The organism is Enterobacter cloacae complex sp. SYL003 (genome assembly GCF_049236925.1).
In the GTDB taxonomy this organism is placed as follows: Bacteria; Pseudomonadota; Gammaproteobacteria; order Enterobacterales; family Enterobacteriaceae; genus Enterobacter; species Enterobacter intestinihominis.
In genome coordinates, this window is record NZ_JBMKJK010000002.1 from 258,000 (window position 1) to 277,079 (window position 19,080).

Annotated in this window: 18 protein-coding genes; 13 read left to right on the plus strand and 5 right to left on the minus strand. The window is 59.3% G+C overall.

The genetic code is table 11. From position 1 onward, the window contains the following. The first annotated feature begins 120 nt into the window (after positions 1-120). Both nuoM and nuoN read left to right on the plus strand, forming a co-directional pair. Complete coding sequence (nuoM, locus tag ACOT1A_RS03810) at positions 121-1,650, plus strand: NADH-quinone oxidoreductase subunit M (RefSeq protein WP_023300624.1); 1,530 nt, start codon at positions 121-123, stop codon at positions 1,648-1,650. 6 nt (positions 1,651-1,656) lie between these two features. Then, entirely contained in the window at positions 1,657-3,114 is a 1,458-nt protein-coding gene (gene nuoN / locus ACOT1A_RS03815; RefSeq protein WP_022648825.1) for an NADH-quinone oxidoreductase subunit NuoN, read from the plus strand. Positions 3,115-3,213: 99 nt separating this feature from the next. On the opposite strand, the gene ACOT1A_RS03820 is transcribed toward nuoN, so the two are convergent. Both ACOT1A_RS03820 and rbn read right to left on the minus strand, forming a co-directional pair. Then, the gene (locus tag ACOT1A_RS03820; protein WP_022648824.1) at positions 3,214-4,218 is read right to left on the minus strand and encodes a chemotaxis protein; all 1,005 of its coding nucleotides are present in this window, start codon (positions 4,216-4,218) and stop codon (positions 3,214-3,216) included. Between the two features lie 64 nt (positions 4,219-4,282). Further along, positions 4,283-5,200: a ribonuclease BN gene (gene rbn, locus ACOT1A_RS03825; protein WP_063849965.1), complete on the minus strand. Its 918-nt coding sequence runs from the start codon at positions 5,198-5,200 to the stop codon at positions 4,283-4,285. A gap of 71 nt (positions 5,201-5,271) precedes the next feature. Here rbn and ACOT1A_RS03830 point away from each other — a divergent pair, with 71 nt between their 5' ends. The 8 genes from ACOT1A_RS03830 to menE all read left to right on the plus strand — a co-directional run bounded on the left by ACOT1A_RS03830 (position 5,272) and on the right by menE (position 13,183). Further along, positions 5,272-5,736 carry a GNAT family N-acetyltransferase gene (locus ACOT1A_RS03830; RefSeq protein WP_023300622.1) on the plus strand — a complete coding sequence of 155 codons (465 nt, stop codon included), beginning with the start codon at positions 5,272-5,274 and terminating at the stop codon, positions 5,734-5,736. 50 nt (positions 5,737-5,786) lie between these two features. After that, positions 5,787-6,092, plus strand: a complete 306-nt coding sequence (gene elaB, locus ACOT1A_RS03835; protein WP_022648821.1) for a stress response protein ElaB — start codon at positions 5,787-5,789, stop codon at positions 6,090-6,092. Positions 6,093-6,178: 86 nt separating this feature from the next. After that, positions 6,179-7,474 carry an isochorismate synthase MenF gene (gene menF, locus ACOT1A_RS03840; protein ID WP_063147689.1) on the plus strand — a complete coding sequence of 432 codons (1,296 nt, stop codon included), beginning with the start codon at positions 6,179-6,181 and terminating at the stop codon, positions 7,472-7,474. A gap of 88 nt (positions 7,475-7,562) precedes the next feature. Further along, positions 7,563-9,233: a 2-succinyl-5-enolpyruvyl-6-hydroxy-3-cyclohexene-1-carboxylic-acid synthase gene (gene menD, locus ACOT1A_RS03845; RefSeq protein WP_022648819.1), complete on the plus strand. Its 1,671-nt coding sequence runs from the start codon at positions 7,563-7,565 to the stop codon at positions 9,231-9,233. Further along, positions 9,230-10,006, plus strand: coding sequence for a 2-succinyl-6-hydroxy-2,4-cyclohexadiene-1-carboxylate synthase (gene menH / locus ACOT1A_RS03850; RefSeq protein ID WP_063150336.1), 777 nt, complete (start codon positions 9,230-9,232; stop codon positions 10,004-10,006). The genes menD and menH overlap by 4 nt, the downstream gene beginning before the upstream one ends. Continuing rightward, entirely contained in the window at positions 10,003-10,860 is an 858-nt protein-coding gene (gene menB, locus ACOT1A_RS03855) for a 1,4-dihydroxy-2-naphthoyl-CoA synthase (RefSeq protein ID WP_014832749.1), read from the plus strand. Before menH ends, menB begins: the two co-directional genes overlap by 4 nt. Continuing rightward, positions 10,860-11,825, plus strand: coding sequence for an o-succinylbenzoate synthase (gene menC / locus ACOT1A_RS03860; protein ID WP_023300619.1), 966 nt, complete (start codon positions 10,860-10,862; stop codon positions 11,823-11,825). The genes menB and menC overlap by 1 nt, the downstream gene beginning before the upstream one ends. Continuing rightward, positions 11,822-13,183 carry an o-succinylbenzoate--CoA ligase gene (gene menE / locus ACOT1A_RS03865; protein WP_171936324.1) on the plus strand — a complete coding sequence of 454 codons (1,362 nt, stop codon included), beginning with the start codon at positions 11,822-11,824 and terminating at the stop codon, positions 13,181-13,183. Before menC ends, menE begins: the two co-directional genes overlap by 4 nt. On the opposite strand, the gene ACOT1A_RS03870 is transcribed toward menE, so the two are convergent. From ACOT1A_RS03870 to ACOT1A_RS03880, 3 genes are read right to left on the minus strand one after another with little or no spacing between them, the layout of a single operon-like run. Beyond that, on the minus strand, positions 13,184-14,698 hold the full coding sequence (locus ACOT1A_RS03870) for a tripartite tricarboxylate transporter permease (protein ID WP_023300617.1): 1,515 nt from the start codon (positions 14,696-14,698) through the stop codon (positions 13,184-13,186). 11 nt (positions 14,699-14,709) lie between these two features. Further along, complete coding sequence (locus ACOT1A_RS03875) at positions 14,710-15,141, minus strand: tripartite tricarboxylate transporter TctB family protein (protein ID WP_022648813.1); 432 nt, start codon at positions 15,139-15,141, stop codon at positions 14,710-14,712. Positions 15,142-15,152: 11 nt separating this feature from the next. Next, positions 15,153-16,133, minus strand: a complete 981-nt coding sequence (locus tag ACOT1A_RS03880; RefSeq protein ID WP_022648812.1) for a Bug family tripartite tricarboxylate transporter substrate binding protein — start codon at positions 16,131-16,133, stop codon at positions 15,153-15,155. A gap of 152 nt (positions 16,134-16,285) precedes the next feature. Between ACOT1A_RS03880 and tctD the strand changes: the two genes are divergently transcribed. The 3 genes from tctD (at position 16,286) to ACOT1A_RS03895 (ending at position 19,025) form a co-directional block, all read left to right on the plus strand. After that, a complete protein-coding gene (gene tctD / locus ACOT1A_RS03885; RefSeq protein ID WP_017693014.1) occupies positions 16,286-16,960 on the plus strand; it encodes a transcriptional regulator TctD in 675 nt (224 codons plus the stop codon). After that, positions 16,947-18,356, plus strand: a complete 1,410-nt coding sequence (locus ACOT1A_RS03890; RefSeq protein ID WP_023306632.1) for a sensor histidine kinase — start codon at positions 16,947-16,949, stop codon at positions 18,354-18,356. Before tctD ends, ACOT1A_RS03890 begins: the two co-directional genes overlap by 14 nt. Positions 18,357-18,485: 129 nt before the next feature. Beyond that, positions 18,486-19,025: a YfaZ family outer membrane protein gene (locus ACOT1A_RS03895; protein ID WP_022648809.1), complete on the plus strand. Its 540-nt coding sequence runs from the start codon at positions 18,486-18,488 to the stop codon at positions 19,023-19,025. Positions 19,026-19,080 lie beyond the last annotated feature (55 nt).

A 19,080-nucleotide genomic window follows, 5' to 3' on the forward strand; every position in this document is an offset into this window, starting at 1 on the left:
GACCGTAGGTCGGGTAAGCGTGAGCGTCACCCGACACCACAAACCGCACTAACACGTGAATTTTGTCGAATTCGTTGAAAATCGGTCCCTGAGGGACTTTAACAAGGAATAAAAATCGCCATGTTATTACCCTGGCTAATATTAATTCCCTTCATCGGCGGCTTCCTGTGCTGGCAGACTGAACGCTTTGGCGTGAAGATGCCGCGCTGGATCGCGCTGATCACCATGGGATTGACGCTCGCGCTTGGCCTGCAACTGTGGTTGCAGGGTGGCTACTCATTGACCCAGTCTGCGGGCCTTCCGCAGTGGCAGTCTGAGTTCATTCTGCCGTGGATCCCACGTTTCGGTATCACGATCCACCTTGCGATTGACGGTCTGTCGCTGCTGATGGTCGTGCTGACCGGTCTGCTCGGCGTTCTGGCGGTACTCTGCTCCTGGCGAGAAATCGAAAAATACCAGGGCTTCTTCCACCTGAACCTGATGTGGATCCTGGGCGGCGTTATCGGCGTGTTCCTGGCCATCGACATGTTCCTGTTCTTCTTCTTCTGGGAGATGATGCTGGTGCCGATGTACTTCCTGATCGCGCTGTGGGGCCACAAGGCATCCGACGGTAAAACGCGTATCACGGCGGCCACCAAGTTCTTCATCTACACCCAGGCGAGCGGTCTGGTGATGTTGATTGCCATCCTGGCGCTGGTGTTTGTGCATTACAACGCCACCGGCGTCTGGACCTTCAACTATGAAGATCTGCTGAAGACCCCGATGTCCCACGGTGTGGAATATCTGCTGATGCTGGGCTTCTTCATCGCCTTCGCGGTGAAAATGCCGGTAGTTCCGCTGCACGGCTGGCTGCCGGACGCGCACTCTCAGGCGCCAACGGCGGGTTCCGTTGACCTGGCGGGTATCTTGCTGAAAACGGCGGCCTACGGTCTGCTGCGTTTCTCCCTGCCGCTGTTCCCGAACGCCTCCGCAGAGTTCGCGCCGATTGCCATGTGGCTTGGCGTGATCGGTATCTTCTACGGTGCATGGATGGCCTTCACGCAGTACGACATCAAACGTCTGATTGCTTACACCTCCGTTTCCCACATGGGCTTCGTACTGATTGCCATCTACACTGGTAGCCAGCTGGCGTACCAGGGCGCGGTGATCCAGATGATTGCGCACGGCTTGTCCGCTGCCGGTCTCTTCATCCTGTGTGGTCAGCTGTACGAACGTCTGCATACCCGTGACATGCGTATGATGGGCGGCCTGTGGGGCAAAATGAAATGGCTGCCTGCACTCTCCATGTTCTTCGCGGTTGCCACCCTGGGTATGCCAGGTACCGGTAACTTCGTTGGCGAATTTATGATTCTGTTCGGCAGCTTCAAAGTGGTTCCGATGATTACCGTCATCTCCACCTTTGGTCTGGTGTTCGCCTCCGTGTACTCGCTGGCGATGCTGCACCGCGCCTACTTCGGTAAAGCGAAGAGCGAAATTGCTGCTAAAGAACTGCCGGGGATGTCGCTGCGTGAGCTGTCCATCATCCTGCTGCTGGTCGTACTGCTGGTGCTGCTGGGCTTCTATCCGCAGCCGATTCTGGATACCTCGCACTCCGCGATGGGTAACATCCAGCAGTGGTTTGTTAATTCTGCTTCTACTACAAGGCCGTAATTCGCCATGACAATAACTCCACAACAACTGATCGCGCTGCTACCGCTGCTGATCGTCGGATTGACGGTGGTGGTTGTGATGCTCTCCATTGCGTGGCGACGCAATCACTTCCTGAATGCGACCCTGTCCGTTCTGGGTCTGAACGCTGCGTTAGTCTCCCTCTGGTTTGTTGGCCAGGCGGGCGCAATGGACGTCACGCCGCTGATGCGCGTTGACGGCTACGCCATGCTCTACACCGGTCTGGTGCTGCTGGCGAGCCTGGCAACCTGTACCTTTGCGTACCCGTGGCTCGAAGGGTATAACGACAACAAAGAAGAGTTTTACCTGCTGGTACTGATTGCCGCGCTCGGCGGCATTCTGCTGGCGAACGCGAACCACATGGCCGCGCTGTTCCTCGGTATTGAGCTGATCTCACTGCCGCTGTTCGGCCTGATTGGTTACGCTTTCCGTCAGAAGCGCTCTCTGGAAGCGGCGATCAAGTACACCATCTTGTCCGCTGCTGCGTCGTCGTTCCTGCTGTTCGGTATCGCGCTGCTGTATGCACAGACGGGTAACCTCTCCTTCCTGGCGCTCGGTAAGAGCCTCGGCGACGGTATGATGCACGAGCCGCTGCTGCTGGCGGGTCTGGGCATGATGATTGTAGGCCTTGGCTTTAAACTCTCTCTGGTGCCGTTCCACCTGTGGACGCCAGACGTTTATCAGGGTGCGCCAGCGCCGGTCTCTACCTTCCTGGCGACGGCGAGTAAAATCGCTATCTTTGGCGTGGTCATGCGTCTGTTCCTGTACGCCCCGGTGGGTGACAGCGAAGCGGTTCGCGTGGTGCTGGGCATTATCGCGTTCGTTTCCATCATCTTCGGTAACCTGATGGCGCTGAGCCAGACCAACATTAAGCGTCTGCTGGGCTACTCCTCTATCTCCCATCTGGGCTACCTGCTGGTGGCGCTGATTGCGCTGCAAAGCGGTGAGATGTCGATGGAAACCGTGGGTGTGTATCTGGCCGGTTACCTGTTCAGCAGCCTCGGCGCGTTCGGCGTGGTGAGCCTGATGTCCAGCCCGTACCGTGGCCCGGATGCAGATTCCCTGTTCTCCTACCGTGGTCTGTTCTGGCACCGTCCGATTCTGTCTGCGGTAATGACCGTGATGATGCTCTCTCTGGCGGGTATCCCGATGACGCTGGGCTTTATCGGTAAGTTCTACGTGCTGGCCGTCGGTGTGCAGGCGGGTCTGTGGTGGCTGACTGCCGGTGTCGTTATCGGCTCCGCGATTGGTCTTTACTACTACCTGCGTGTGGCTGTGAGCCTGTACCTGAGCGCGCCTCAGCAGCTCAACCGTGATGCGCCGTCCAACTGGCAGTACAGCGCCGGGGGGATCGTGGTGCTGATCTCCGCGCTTCTGGTGCTAATCTTCGGTATCTATCCGCAGCCGCTGATTGAGATTGTGCAGCGCGCGATGCCGCTGATGTAAAAGCAAAAAACCCGCCTCGGCGGGTTTTTTATTGCCCAGCGGCGCTACGCTTGCAGGGCCTACAGGTCTTGTAGGTCGGGTAAGCGAAGCGCCACCCGACTAAGCTAACTGCTTCCTGCTTATAAGCGGCCCGTCAATCTTCTTCATCGAGCGGTCCAGCACCTCTTCAATCACCGACGACAGCTCATTCAGCTCAAACTTCGCCACATAGCCGTCAGCCTTCACTTTGCGTATATGATCTTCGTTCGCGTTGCCGGAAAGAGACGAGTGGATCACCACCGGAATATCTTTCAGTACCGGGTCAGTTTTGATTTTGCGCGTCAGCGTAAAGCCGTCCATCTCCGGCATTTCGAGGTCGGTTAATACCAGGGCAATCTTATCGGTAACGGGGACGCCCTCTGCCTGAGCCTGCGCGGCCAGCTGAGTGATTTTCTCCCATGCGTCTTTGCCGGTGATATGCAGCTGAGCCGGGATCTCCATTGCCTGCAATCCCTTCTCCAGCATTGAGCGCGCTACTTTCGAGTCTTCAGCAACAATTGCGACAGAGCCAGGCTTGATGTTGAATTTGGTGGTTTCCAGATGGGTGGCGTGCAGATCGTGGTTCGCCGGGGTGATGTCATACAGGATCTGCTCCACGTCGAGCACCATTGCCAGATCGTTGGTATCGGTCTTTTCGTCCAGACAGGCAATGCTGGTGATGTAGCGACCGCTGACGGCGGTTTCCGCGGCGTGCACCTGCTTCCAGTCGAGACGCATGATGTTCTCCACCGATTCCACGGCAAACGCCTGCACGCTGCGGGCATATTCGGTGATCAGCAAAATGTTTAGCCCGGTGGCTGGCTTGCAGCCGGCGACGGCGGCCAGATCGATCACCGGGATCACCTGGTCGCGAATATTTACCATCCCCATCAGCGGAGACTTCATTCCCGCTGGTTTGGTGAAGGTCGGCATCGGCACAATTTCGCGCAGTTTGAACACGTTGATGCCGAACAGCTCGGATTTATTTTCGTTCAGAGAGGTGCCAAGACGGAACAGCAACAGTTCAAAACGGTTGGACTGGGTCAGGTTCGCCCTGTCATCAATATCTTTCTGGAAATTATCCATTCTACCCTCAAGAGAAATGCTGGCCTTTTAATCGTTATCGGCACCCTGAGGGAAAAATGAAGGACTAAACGCTGACCTGAGCAAAATCTTCCGCCAGCTCGCATGCCGGGAACACCTCCCGACACTCTGCCAGCAGGCTTTCACAGCCGCGGACGTCATAGCGTGAGCTGACGTGAGTGACAATCAGTTTCCGGACGCCAGCCTCGCGCGCCAGCTGCGCGGCCTGACGCGTTGAGCTGTGCCCCCGGCTATTGGCTTTTTCTTCCATCGCCGCTTCCAGCGTTGCCTCATGCACCATCACATCCACACCCCCGGCAAGCCGGAGCGCCGAAGGGCAGGGGGCGGTATCCCCAAAAATAGCCAGTTTTTTGCCCGGCTGCGGCGGCGCAAGGTAATCCTGACCGTTGATAACGCGCCCGTCTTCCAGCGTGACGGTCTCGCCGTGCTTCAGACGCTGGAACAGCGGGCCAGGTTTCACCCCATCGGCCTGCAACGCGGCGGCGTTCAGCGCCCCGGGCTTGTCATGCTCCTCAACGCGATAGCCGTAGCATTCCACCGGATGGTTAAGCGGGTAAGCGCGCACCTGGTATTCTCCGTCGTCGAACACCAGACCTTCGCCGATCTCAACCACCTCCAGCGGATAATCGGTCCACGAGCCGCTCAGGCGCAGCGTGGTCTCAACGAATGCCTGAATACCCGCAGGGCCATAAATGGTCAGCGGGTTAGCGTTACCGGCCATCGAACGGCTACACAGCAGGCCCGGCAGGCCAAACAGATGGTCGCCGTGCAGATGGGTGATAAATATTTTATCCACTTTCCCCGGGTGGTATGAGGTATGCAGCAACTGATGCTGCGTACCTTCGCCGCAGTCAAACAGCCACAGCCCGCCGCGGGTAGGATGCTTAAGATCCAGCAGAATCGCCGTCACGTTGCGTGAGCGGGTTGGTACGCCCGCGGACGTACCCAGAAAAATCAGTTCCATAACGCAATCAGCCCTTTGCCGAATGGGAAGGGGTTTAGTATAACGTGATGAACCCCAGGAAGGAGAAACACATGATCCAGTGGCAAGATCTACACCACAGCGAACTGACTATTCAGTCACTCTACGCCCTGCTCAAACTGCGCTGCGAAGTTTTTGTGGTTGAACAAACCTGCCCGTATCAGGATATCGACGGCGATGACCTGGTCGGCGAGAACCGGCACATCCTCGGCTGGCGCGATAACGAGCTGGTGGCGTATGCGAGGATTCTGAAAAGCGAAGAGGATTTTGACCCTGTCGTCATTGGCCGCGTCATTATCAGCGGAAGCGCGCGCGGTGAAAAGCTGGGCTATCAGCTGATGGAAAAAACGCTGGACGCATGCCTGAAACGGTGGCCAGACAAGGCGTTATACCTGGGTGCGCAGGCGCATTTGCAATCATTCTATGGCCATTTTGGTTTTACCCCAGTCACGGACATTTACGATGAAGATGGCATCCCACATATTGGTATGGCGCGCGAAGCGAAACAGGCGCAATAGCGAGACGTTGTCTATAGTTATCGGACTGGTGTACTAACATGGAGAAAAATATGTCATTTCAATCCTGGGATACCCGAGCAGACGACGATCTAACGCTGTTAAGCGAAACGCTGGAAGAAGTACTGCGCTCTTCAGGCGATCCTGCCGATCAGAAGTACATTGAGCTCAAAGCCCGCGCCGAGCAGGCGCTGCATGACGTGAAAAACCGCGTCAGCAACGCATCCGACAATTACTACTACCGCGCCAAACAGGCGGTTTATCGTGCCGACGATTATGTGCACGAAAAGCCGTGGCAGGGCATTGGGGTCGGTGCGGCCGTAGGGCTGGTGCTGGGCCTGCTGTTAGCCCGTCGTTAAGCCGGTAAACCCCTCCCTACACGTGGGTACTGCTATTTATCATCAGTACCCCGTATAATGTAAGGTTTTAACAGGGAGAGGTTCGCGTGCATTCGATTTCCATCGCGCTGGAACGCCTGCGCACTCAGCTTGCGCAAGCGTTACCCGCTACACCCGGTTTACGCCATTTCGATGTCTCTTTCCCGTTAAACGACGCCTTCGATCCGCTGGCCTGGCTGGGTGTGCAGCGATGCTATCCCCAGTTTTACTGGCAACAGCGGAGCGGTGATGAAGAACTTGCCGCGCTCGGAAGCCTCGCCCATTTTGACTCTCTGGCCTCGGCCTCCCGGTTTTTGCACACCCATGACGTAGCCAATGATACCCGTATCTGCGGCCTGAACGCCTTCAACCCGGCACAGGGAAATCTGTTTTTACCGCGCCTTCTCTGGCGACGGTCTGGCGGGGTCGCCACGCTGCGCCTGCAACTGTGGAGCGAAACGTCGCTGTGTGATGATGCCGGTGACGCACTGAAGTTTATTGATAACCTGCGCGACGCCGCGCCGATCCGCCCGTTGTCCGTGCAGATTGTGCAGGAAACCCATCATCCGGAAAAACCGGAATGGCTGGCGTTGATTCGTCAGGCGACGGATACCCTTGCTCGCGGCGATTTTGAGAAAGTGGTGCTCGCACGTGCTACAGACGTGCAGTGCCAGCAGCCCGTGAACGCCATCGCGCTAATGGCCGCCAGCCGCGCGCTAAACCTCAACTGCTATCATTTTTGTATGGTCTTTGACGCCAGCAACGCGTTCCTCGGCTCGACGCCCGAGCGACTTTGGCGGCGACGCGGCATGCTGCTGCGCACTGAAGCGCTGGCAGGCACCGTCGCCAGCCATTCTGACGATAAGCAGGCCCAGCGTCTGGGCGACTGGCTGATGAACGACGACAAAAATCAGCGGGAAAATATGCTGGTGGTGGAAGATATCTGCCAGCGTCTTCAGCACCATACCCGGACGCTGGAGATCCTCCCAGCGCAGGTGCTGCGTCTGCGCAAGGTGCAGCATTTACGCCGCTGTATCTGGACCGAACTCAAACAGTCTGATGACGAGCAGTGTCTGCATATTCTGCAACCGACGGCCGCGGTGGCCGGGCTGCCGCGTCAGGCAGCGCGAGAATTTATTGCGAAAGTGGAGCCGTTCGACCGGGAGTGGTACGCCGGATCGGCGGGCTATTTATCGCGCGATCAAAGCGAGTTCTGCGTGGCATTACGCTCCGCCCGCGTTCATGACGCCGCGCTGCGTCTTTATGCGGGGGCGGGCATCGTCAGCGGCTCCGATCCAGAGCAGGAGTGGCAGGAGATCGAAAATAAGGCCGCCGGGCTGCGTTCCCTCCTCCTGAGGGATTAATACTGATTCGTGCAATCCCGATTCATATCAAAATTCTGACTTTTTCTATTATTTATACTGTGTCGCATTCTTGATACTGGACAATCTCATGTCAGTAAGTTCTTTTAACCGACGCTGGGCGACGGTGATCCTTGAAGCCCTGACCCGCCATGGTGTCAGGCATGTGTGTATTGCTCCGGGCTCTCGCTCCACGCCGCTCACCCTTGCTGCGGCGGAAAACAGGGCTTTTATTCATCACACCCATTTTGACGAGCGTGGTCTCGGCCACCTGGCGCTCGGGCTGGCGAAAGTCAGCAACGCGCCCGTGGCGGTGATAGTGACTTCCGGCACGGCGGTGGCAAACCTCTATCCGGCGCTGATTGAAGCGGGGTTAACCGGCGAAAAGCTGATTTTACTCACCGCCGATCGTCCTCCGGAACTTATTGACTGCGGCGCGAACCAGGCGATTCGTCAGCCTGGCATTTTTGCCTCGCATCCTTCACAGACGGTCTCGTTGCCGCGCCCCACCCAGGATATTCCCGCCAGCTGGCTGGTCTCAACTCTCGACCACGCCATGAACGCACTGCGCAGCGGCGGGCTGCACATTAACTGCCCGTTTGCCGAACCGCTGTACGGCGAAATGAACGAGACCGGCCTAGCCTGGCAACAGCAGCTGGGAGAATGGTGGGAGAGCGAAAAGCCCTGGCTGCGTGAGCAGACGCATCTGGAAAGCGCTAAGCAGCGCGACTGGTTCTTCTGGCGCCAGAAGCGCGGGGTGGTGATTGCCGGGCGGATGAGTGCGGCGGAAGGCAAGCTGGCGGCGGAGTGGGCACAAACGCTTGGCTGGCCGCTGATTGGTGACGTGCTTTCCCAGACGGGCCAGCCGCTGCCCTGCGCTGACCTCTGGCTGGGGAACGCGAAAGCGGTCACCGAGCTGGCGCAGGCGCAAATTGTCGTCCAGCTGGGCTCGAGCCTGACGGGCAAGCGACTGCTCCAGTGGCAGGCCACCTGTACGCCAGAAGAGTACTGGCTGGTGGATCCGCTCGAAGGACGCCTTGACCCGGCGCACCATCGCGGTCGCCGCCTGGTGAGCGATATTGACAGCTGGCTGGAATTGCATCCGGCGGAAAAACGCAAACCCTGGGCGGTGGAGATCCCGGCGCTGTCGCGTCAGGCGTGGGAACTCACCAAAGCGCAGTGCGAGGAGTTCAGTGAAGCCGGGCTGGCGCACCGTATCCGCAAATATCTTCCCGAGCAGGGGCAACTTTTTGTCGGTAACAGCCTGGTGGTGCGCCTGATTGACGCCTTTTCGCAGCTGCCCGCGGGTTATCCGGTATACAGCAACCGGGGCGCGAGCGGCATTGACGGGCTGATCTCCACCGCCGCTGGCGTACAGCGGGCCAGCGCAAAATCCACGCTGGCGATTGTGGGGGATCTCTCAGCCCTCTACGATCTCAACGCGCTGGCGCTCCTGCGTCAGGCATCGGCTCCGTTCGTACTGATTGTTGTTAACAATAACGGCGGACAGATTTTCTCCCTGCTGCCGACGCCGCAAAGCGAACGTGAGCGCTTCTATCTGATGCCGCAAAACGTGCAGTTCGAACACGCCGCCGCCATGTTCAGCCTGAAGTACCATCGCCCGGAAAACTGGGACGCGCTGGAGACGGCGCTGAACACCGCCTGGCGGCAGCCTGGCGCGACGCTGATTGAGCTGGTGGTAAACGATTCTGACGGCGCGCAGAAGCTGCAACATCTGCTGGCGCAGGTGAGTCACCTGTGATCCTCGCTGGCGTCACTCAGCCCGGAAAACCAGGCTACCCCTGGCTGGTTTTCCTGCACGGTTTTTCCGGCGACTGTCGTGAGTGGCAGACCGTTGGGGCGTCGCTGCATGACTACCCCAGGCTCTACCTTGACCTGCCCGGGCACGGTGGTTCAGCGGATACGGGCGTGACGGGGTTTGCAGAGGTAAGTGAATTGCTCACGTATACCTTAATTAGTTACAACATACTAAATTACTGGCTGGTAGGGTACTCTCTCGGTGGCCGCATTGCGATGTTCCATGCCTGCCAGCATCCTGCGGGATTAGACGGGGTGATTGTGGAAGGTGGACACCCTGGGCTGCAAGACGTCGAGGCGCGCCAGGCGCGGCTGACCTCGGACCGCCGCTGGGCGTCACGTTTTCGCAGTGAGCCGCTTGAAGCCGTCTTTGCCGACTGGTATCAACAGCCGGTCTTTACCTCCCTTACGGATGAACAGCGCAACGCGCTGATCGCGCTGCGTAGCCGGAACAACGGCCCGAGGCTGGCTGAGATGCTGGAAGCCACCTCGCTTGCCGTTCAGCCTGATTTACGTCCCGCGCTCACCGCGCGTGATTTTTCTTTCGACTATCTCTATGGCGAACGTGACGGGAAGTTTGCAGCCATCGCTGCTGAACTTAACGCCATGCGTCATGCTATCCCTCATGCCGGACACAACGCCCACCGGGACAACCCGGAAGCGGTTGCCGCGAGTCTGGCTCAGATACTACGTTATCGAACAAAGGACACGCTATGATCTATCCTGATGAAAACATGCTTTACGCGCCGGTTGAATGGCAGGACTGCTCCGAAGGCTACACCGACATTCGCTACCACAAATCCACCGATGGTATCGCCAAAATCACCATCAATCGTCCACAGGTACGCAACGCGTTTCGTCCGCTGACCGTAAAAGAGATGATCCAGGCGCTGGCGGATGCACGCTACGACGACAACATCGGCGTCATCGTCCTCACCGGGGAAGGGGAGAAAGCCTTCTGCTCGGGCGGCGATCAGAAAGTCCGCGGCGACTACGGCGGATACCAGGATGATGCCGGCACGCACCACCTGAACGTGCTGGATTTCCAGCGCCAGATCCGCACCTGTCCAAAACCAGTGGTTGCGATGGTGGCAGGTTATTCCATCGGCGGCGGTCACGTGCTGCACATGATGTGTGACCTGACTATCGCGGCGGAAAATGCCATTTTCGGCCAGACTGGCCCGAAAGTTGGCTCCTTCGACGGCGGCTGGGGGGCGTCCTACATGGCGCGCATTGTCGGCCAGAAAAAAGCCCGCGAAATCTGGTTCCTGTGCCGTCAGTACAACGCCCAGGAAGCGCTGGACATGGGGCTGGTTAACACCGTGGTGCCGATCGCCGATCTGGAAAAAGAGACCGTGCGCTGGTGTCGCGAAATGCTGCAAAACAGCCCAATGGCGCTGCGCTGCCTGAAAGCGGCCCTCAACGCCGACTGTGACGGTCAGGCGGGACTTCAGGAGCTGGCGGGTAACGCCACCATGCTGTTCTATATGACCGAAGAGGGTCAGGAAGGGCGCAACGCGTTCAACGAAAAACGCCAGCCAGACTTCAGCAAATACAAACGGAACCCGTAATGCGTCGCGCGCAGGTTTACCGCTGGCAGATACCGATGGACGCGGGCGTGGTACTGCGTGAAAGGCGGTTAAAAACCCGTGATGGCTTTTTCGTGCATCTCCGGCAGGGCGAGCGGGAAGGGTGGGGTGAAATCGCCCCGCTTCCGGGCTTTAGCCTGGAAACGCTGGATGAGGCGCAGGCGGCGCTGATGGCCTGGACGCACGAATGGCGTGAGGGGGCAGATCCGTCGCTGCCGGACGTTCCTTCCGTCGCGTTCGGCATCAGCTGCGCGCTGGCAGAGCTGGACGGCCGTTTGCCGGATGCGGCGAATTATCGCGCCGCGCCGCTCTGTTCCGGCGATCCGGATGAACTTTTCGCGCTGCTCTCCGGGATGCCTGGCGAGAAGGTGGCGAAAATTAAGGTCGGCCTGTACGAAGCGGTGCGCGACGGGATGGTGGTTAACCTGTTACTGGAAGCCATTCCCGATCTGCACCTGCGCCTGGACGCCAACCGCGCCTGGACGCCGCTCAGGGCGCAGCAGTTTGCGAAGTACGTCAACCCGGCGTACCGCAACCGCATCGCGTTTCTCGAAGAGCCGTGCAAAACGCGCGACGACTCTCGCGCCTTCGCCCGGGAAACCGGCATTGCCATTGCCTGGGATGAGAGCCTGCGCGAAGCCGGTTTTACGTTTGCCGCCGAGCCGGGCGTCGGTGCCGTGGTCATTAAGCCAACGCTGACCGGCAGCCTCGACAAGGTGCGCGAGCAGGTTGCGGCGGCCCATGCCGCAGGGCTGACGGCGGTGATCAGTTCATCCATCGAATCCAGCCTCGGGCTGACGCAACTGGCGCGCATCGCTGCATGGTTAACGCCGGACACCGTTCCCGGTCTTGATACGCTAAACCTGATGCAGGCCCAGCTGATTCGCCAGTGGCCGGACAGCACCTTGCCGTGCCTCGATGTCGGGACGCTGGAGCCGCTGCAATGACTTTTACCGACTGGCCGTGGCGGCACTGGCGCTCCAGGAGTGCCGATACACCCGCGCTGCGTTTAGACGATATAACGCTCAACTGGTCACAGTTGGGCGAGCGTATCGATCGTCTGGCAGCCGGTTTTCAGTCTCAGGGTGTCAGGGACGGGGACGGCGTGATGCTCCTCGCCCACAACCATCCGCAGACCCTGCTGGCCTGGCTGGCGCTGCTTCAGTGCGGCGCCCGCATTTTGCCGGTGAACCCTCAGCTTCCCCGTCCGCTGCTGGACGTCCTCCTGCCGCAGATGACCCTGCGCTTTGCGCTGGTGCTTAACGGTGAGTATGACGGTCTGCCCGCGCTGGCATTAAGAGAGGGTGAGGGGCAGGGCGGCGTGACGTGGCAGGCAGAACGGCTGGCCTCGATGACGCTCACCTCCGGCTCCACCGGCTTGCCAAAAGCGGCGGTGCACACCTGTGCCGCCCACCTTGCCAGCGCAAAAGGCGTGTTGTCGCTGATGCCTTATGGCGGTGATGACGACTGGCTGCTGTCCTTGCCGCTGTTTCACGTCTCCGGTCAGGGGATTTTGTGGCGCTGGTTGCAGGGCGGAGGCCGTCTCACCGTGCGTGAAAAACAGCCGCTGGAGCAGGCCCTGCAGGGCTGTACCCACGCCTCGCTGGTGCCGACGCAGCTGTGGCGGCTGCTCAATTCACACCATCCCGTTGCGCTGAAAGCCGTGCTGCTCGGCGGGGCGGAAATCCCCGTTGAGCTGACCGAACAGGCGCGCAAGCAGGGGATCCGCACGTTCTGCGGCTACGGTCTGACCGAGTTCGCCTCCACCGTCTGCGCCAAAGAGGCCGACGGCGCGCCGGACGTGGGCAGCGCGCTGCCGGGCAGAGACCTTCAGGTGGTGAACGGTGAAGTCTGGATCCGGGCGGAAAGCATGGCGGCGGGCTACTGGCGAGACGGCGCCTTACTGCCGCTGGTCAACGAGCAGGGCTGGTTCGCCACCCGCGATCGCGGCGAGTGGCATGACGGACGCCTGACCATTTTGGGCCGAATGGACAATCTCTTTTTCAGCGGCGGAGAAGGGATCCAGCCGGAAGCGCTGGAGCGCGTTATCGTCTCACATCCGCAGGTTAGCCAGGTGTTTATCGTCCCGCTGGATGACGCCGAATACGGGCAACGCCCGGTGGCGGTAGTGGAATGTGAGCCGGGCACGGATATCACGTTGTTGCCGGAGTGGGTTCAGGGCAGGCTGGCACGCTTTGAGCAGCCGGTACACTGGCTGGCGCTGCCGTCAGAACTGAAAAATGGCGGGATAAAGATTTCCCGCCAGGCGTTAAGGCAGTGGGTCAATGCCCTGTTGAGGGGCTAATCAGCCGATATCCGGCTGCGGTTTCTGCTGGCGTCGACGCATCCAGCGCAGCACCGGCGGCACGACAATCACCATGATCGCCATCGCCAGCAGGATCTTCGTCACGCTGCTCTCCCACAGGATCGCCATGTTGCCATTGCTGATGGAGAGGGCGCGGCGCAGGTTCTGCTCCAGCATTTCCCCCAATACAAACCCTAAAATCAGCGGCGACATCGGGAAGTGCATCTTGCGCAGAATGTAGCCCAGCACGCCGAGCAGCACCATTAACACCAGGTCGAAGGTGGTGCTGTGCACCGCGTACACCCCAACCGCAGAGACGGCGGCGATGGCCGGGACCAGGAACCACAGGGGAATGGTCAGCATGCGGGTGAACAGCCCGATCAGCGGGATGTTCATCACCAGCAGCATCACGTTGGCGATCAGCAGCGCCGCAATCAAGCCCCAGACGATATCGGGCTGCTCGGTAAACATCGCCGGACCCGGGGTGATGTTATAGAGCGTCAGCGCGCCCATCATCACCGCCGTGGTGCCGGAGCCCGGCACGCCGAGGGTCAGCATCGGGATAAACGAGCCGCAGGCCGAGGCGTTATTGGCTGCCTCTGGCGCCGCCACGCCGCGTATATCGCCCTTACCGAAGCTGTCGCTGTTGCCGCTCAGCTTTTTCTCGGTCATGTAGGTGATGGCGCTGGCGATGGTCGCCCCCGCGCCGGGCAGGATGCCGACAAAGAAACCAATCACCGACGAACGCAGGGTAGCACCCACACACTGTGCCCCCTCTTTGGCATTAAAGAGCATGCGGCCGGTTTTGCGCACCAGCGTCTGCCCGCTGCTGGTATGTTCCAGCATCAGTAAGATTTCTGAGACAGAGAACAGGCCAATCACGACGACAATGAACTGCACGCCGTCGGACAGGTGAACGCTGTCGAAGGTAAAGCGATAAACCCCGGTGTTGGCATCCACGCCGACGGTGGCCAGACTGAGGCCAATCAACGCAGACAAAAACGACTTCAGCGGATTCTGCGCCATCATGCTGCCGAGACAGGCGATGGCGAATACCATCAGGGCAAAATACTCGGCCGGACCAAACGCCAGCGACCACTGGGCCAGCGCCGGGGCGAAGAGGATGATGCCGCCAATGGCGATCAGGGAGCCAAAGAACGAGCTGACGGCGGAAATAGAGAGCGCCACGCCGCCGCGTCCCTGCTGTGCCATCGGATAGCCATCCAGCGCGGTCATAATGGCGGCGGCATCGCCAGGAACGTTAAGCAGTATCGAGGAAATACGCCCCCCGTATTCGCAGCCGATATAAACCGTCGCCAGCAGGATCAACGCCGATTCCGCAGGCAGGTGCAGCGCAAAGGCCAGCGGCAGTAAAATCGCCACGCCGTTGATAGGCCCAAGGCCCGGCAGCAGGCCAACGATCGTCCCGACGAAACAGCCGATCAGGGCGATCACCAGGTTTTCCGGGGTCATCGCTACCGCGAACCCCTGAGAGAGATAGATCCAGGTATCCATAGCGTGCTCCGTTAGTTAAACCATGCGCCGAGCGGCAGGGTCACGTCCAGCAGGCGGTCGAAGGCGTACCAGAGTAAAATGCCCAGTACGACCCCGGAGATCCCCGCCGCAGGCAGCGAGGCGTTAAACAGTATGCCAATCACCATCGTCAGCAGGGCGGTGGCGATCGGGAAGCCGAGCCACTCAAAGCCCCACGCGTACATCAGCAGAACAATCACCATTACCAGCAGACGTTGCAGCGTGCGGCGTGGCGGCCACTCCACGGTGTCCGGATGGCGCAGCAGCAGGGCCACCGAACAGAGCAGCATCAGGCCAACAATGCCGACGGGAAAGGGGCGTGGCCCCACGGGTTCATAGCTGTATTCGCTGTGGATCTGCCAGGCGACGAACAGGCCGCCAATGCAGAGCAGCAGCCATATCCCGGCAAAAATGCGATCGCTCATAGCGCCTCCGGTTATTTCGCAAGACCAAAGGCTTTCGCCTGTTCGCGATAGTCATTCACCTGTTTTTTCACGTACTCGTCCAGCTGCTTGCCGTTCAGGTTGAACTCAAACAGCCCGCGCAGATCGCGCTGTTTTTTGAACTCCTCGGTTTGCTGAAGTTTTGCGAAGGTATCCACCCACCACTGGTACTCGGCGTCGGTCACTTTTGGCCCGACGAAGAAGCCACGGATGATCGGCCAGACCAGGTTATAACCCTGCTCTTTGGCGGTTGGGACGTCTGCCAGCTGGCCCGGCAGACGGTTTTCCGAGAAGACCGCCAGCACGCGGATCTTATCCCCGCTCAGGTAGGGCACCATTTCGCTGAGATCGCCCGATACTGCCTGCACGTGATTGCCCATCAGCGCCGTCACCGGCTCACCGCCGCCTTCAAAGGCCACGTAACGCATTTTGTGCGGATCTACTTTGGCCTGCTGCGCCAGCAGCGCGGCTTTCATCCAGTCCTGGCTGCCGATAGAGGCGCCTGCGCCAATCACCACGCTGTTCGGATCTTTTTCCATGGCGGTCAGCAGATCTTTCAGGGATTTCCACGGGGAGTCGGCGCGAACGGCGATCATGCCGTAATCGGTGCCCACGGTGGCGAGCCAGCGCACGTCATTCACGTCATAACGACCAAATTTCCCCTGCGACAGGTTCAGCAGCGAGCCGCCGGAGAAGGCCACCACGGTGCCGGGTTCAGCAGGGCGCTGGGCGACGATGGCGTTATAGGCTACCGCGCCCACGCCGCCGGGCATGTAGGTGACGCGCATCGGTTTCTCAATGGCCTTCGTCTCCAGCAGGCTGACCTGAATCAGCTTACAGGTCAGGTCGAAGCCGCCGCCGGGTTTGGCCGGGGCGATACACTCGGTGCGGGACGGGGTGTCCTGCGCCTGGACGACAGAGGCACTCAACAGCAATGCGCTTGCAGCAAGGGTAGAAAGTAATTGTTTTTTCATCGTTTATCCTCACGCCGGAGAACCGGGAGTACGAGTACGGGTGTCTTTTTTCTGATTATGTGAACCACCGTGTAGCGGTTCCGTTGCGTGATTGTTAAAACAATAACCTTTCATTTCCCTTTCACTGCGACACCAACTTTACAGGATGTGATATGCGTCTCTTACTGGCGGAAGATAATCGTGAGCTGGCTCACTGGCTGGAGAAAGCGCTGGTACAAAACGGATTTGCCGTGGATTGCGTCAACGATGGACGGGCGGCCGATCACCTTTTACAGGGGGAAAACTATGCCGTCGCGATCCTTGATATCGGCATGCCCGGCTTCGACGGGCTGGAAGTGGTGCATCGTCTGAGAAAGCGCGGGCAGACGCTGCCGGTGCTGTTTCTTACCGCCCGCAGCAACGTGGCAGACAGGGTGAAAGGGCTGAATGCCGGGGCGGATGACTATCTGCCGAAGCCGTTCGAGCTGGAGGAGCTTGATGCCCGCCTGCGCGCGTTGCTGCGCCGCAGTGAAGGACGAACTCAGGAGCGCCAGCGGCTGGGAGAGCTGGAGTACGATGATGAAGGCTTTTTTCTGCTGCGCGATGAACCCCTTTCCCTCACGCCGCGCGAGCTCTCTTTACTGAAGGTGCTGATGCACCGCCGGACCCGTCCCGTCTCCCGGCAACAGCTCTTCGACCAGGTGTTCAGCCTGAACGACGACGTCAGCCCCGAGAGTATCGATCTCTATATTCACCGCCTGCGTAAGAAGCTGACCGGCAGCGGCGTGCGGATCACCACCCTCCGGGGACTGGGCTACGTGCTGGAGTGCGGCGATGAAGTGGGTTAAGCCGCAGTCGCTTTACCTGCAACTTTTGCTCTTTCTGGGTTTGCCGCTGCTGCTGTTATGGGGGCTGTCAGCCTTTAACAGCTACGTTAGCGCGCTACAGGCGGCGACGCAGGCCTATGACCGTACGCTGTTATCCTCGGCGCGCACCGTGTCTGAGCGGCTGGTGGTGCACAAGGGCAAGCTGCTGGTGAACGTGCCCTGGGTCGTGCTCGACAGCTTTGAGCTGAACATGAACGATCGCCTCTACTACAAGGTGGTTGACCCTGACGGGCGGACGATCTCCGGCTATGACGATCTGCCAAATATGCCTCCCTCCACGTCGCGCACCACTCACTATCCGGCGCTGGCGTGGTTTTATCATACCGAGTATCGCGGGCAGGCGATCCGCGTGGCGAAGCTGCTCCAGCCGGTTAACGAAGATAACGTGTTCGGGATGGCGGAAATTTACGTCGCAGAAACGTTGCAGTCGCGGCGCTATCTGGCCACACAGCTGCTGTTTTCCTCACTCGTGTCGCAGGGGCTGCTGGTGCTGCTGACGCTGGTCCTGACCGCCTGGCTGCTGCGCCGCGTGCTGCGCCCAATGCGGCAACTCTCTTCGCTGATGGTGCGCCGTGAGCCCGGGCTGCTGGCCCCGCTGCCGGAGCTGCTGCCCTGGTCGGAAACGCGGCTGCTGATTGTGGCGTTTAACCGTTACATCGACCGGTTGCGCGGCGTACTTTCGCGGCAGGAGCGCTTCAATGCCGATGCCTCACACCAGCTCAAAACGCCGCTGGCGGTGCTAAAAACGCAGGTATCCGTTGCTCTGACGCGTAACGATCCGGCGCTGTGGCAGGAAAGCTTACGGGCAATGAACGTTACGCTGGATAACACCATCGTGCTGACGGAAAGGCTTTTACAGCTTTCGGCGGTGAAGCGGAAAGAGCAGGGGGAGCGACAGTTTGCCCCTGTCGATCTGGTACAGGTGGTGCAAAACTGCTGCTTTTCGCGGCTGGCGCAGGCGCGCAGCAAGGGTATCGATCTCGGTTATGACGGCGTACAGCAGCCGGTAATGATTGAGGGGGATGACGTTTTGCTGGGCGAACTCTGCGCTAACCTGCTGGAGAACGCGATCAAATACACGCCGGAGCAGGGCATCGTGACGGTGTACCTGCGCATGGATAACGATGCCGTTGAGCTGAGCGTGGAGGACAGCGGACCGGGTATTGCCGAAGACCAGATCTCCCAGGCCATGCTGCCGTTTCATCGGCTGGATAACGTGGGCGATGCCGCCGGGTCCGGCATTGGCCTGGCGCTGGCCAACGATATTGCCCGCCTGCACCGCAGCCATCTTCAGCTGATGCCCAGTGAAAATCTGGGCGGCCTGTGCGTAAAAATGCGTTTTTTATTGATGATATAAATACCGATATTATCAAATCGTTACAAACTAATTGCCCGATGTCCACTGAGCGCATTGATCCCACAGACAGTCAGGTTAAAATCTCGCGGTTTTTGGACATCTCTGAATATATTGTGCGGGATCACGACAATGAAAAAAGTGGCATTAATGGGCTTAGGCCTGATGTTTGTATCGGCAGCAGCCAACGCTATTTCCTTCAACGGCTCGGCGGGCGAAGATTATACCCACCTGGGCTTTGGTCTTGGCACGGATAGCGCAGGCCTGGCGATGACCGGCGGCTGGACGCATAACGACGACGATGGGGATGCGGCAAGCCTGGGGCTGGGCTTCAACGTACCTTTGGGTCCTTTCCTGGCGACAGTCGGCGGTAAAGGGATTTACACCAACCCGAACGACGGTGACGAAGGTTACGCGGCGGCAGTGGGCGGCGGTTTGCAATGGAAAATCGGCGACAGCTTTGGCCTGTTCGGTGAGTACTACTACTCTCCGGATTCCCTCTCCAGCGGTATCGATAGCTATGAGGAAGCCAACGTGGGTGGACGCTGGACCATCATCCGTCCTGTCACCATCGAAGCGGGTTATCGTTATCTGAACCTGGCAGGTAAAGACGGCCACCGCGACAACGCGCTGGCAGATGGTCCCTACATCGGTGTGAGCGCAGGTTTCTAATCCTTTCGGCGCGGCGTTCAGTCGCGCCAGTTTCTCTCTTCCCCCGGTCTTCGAT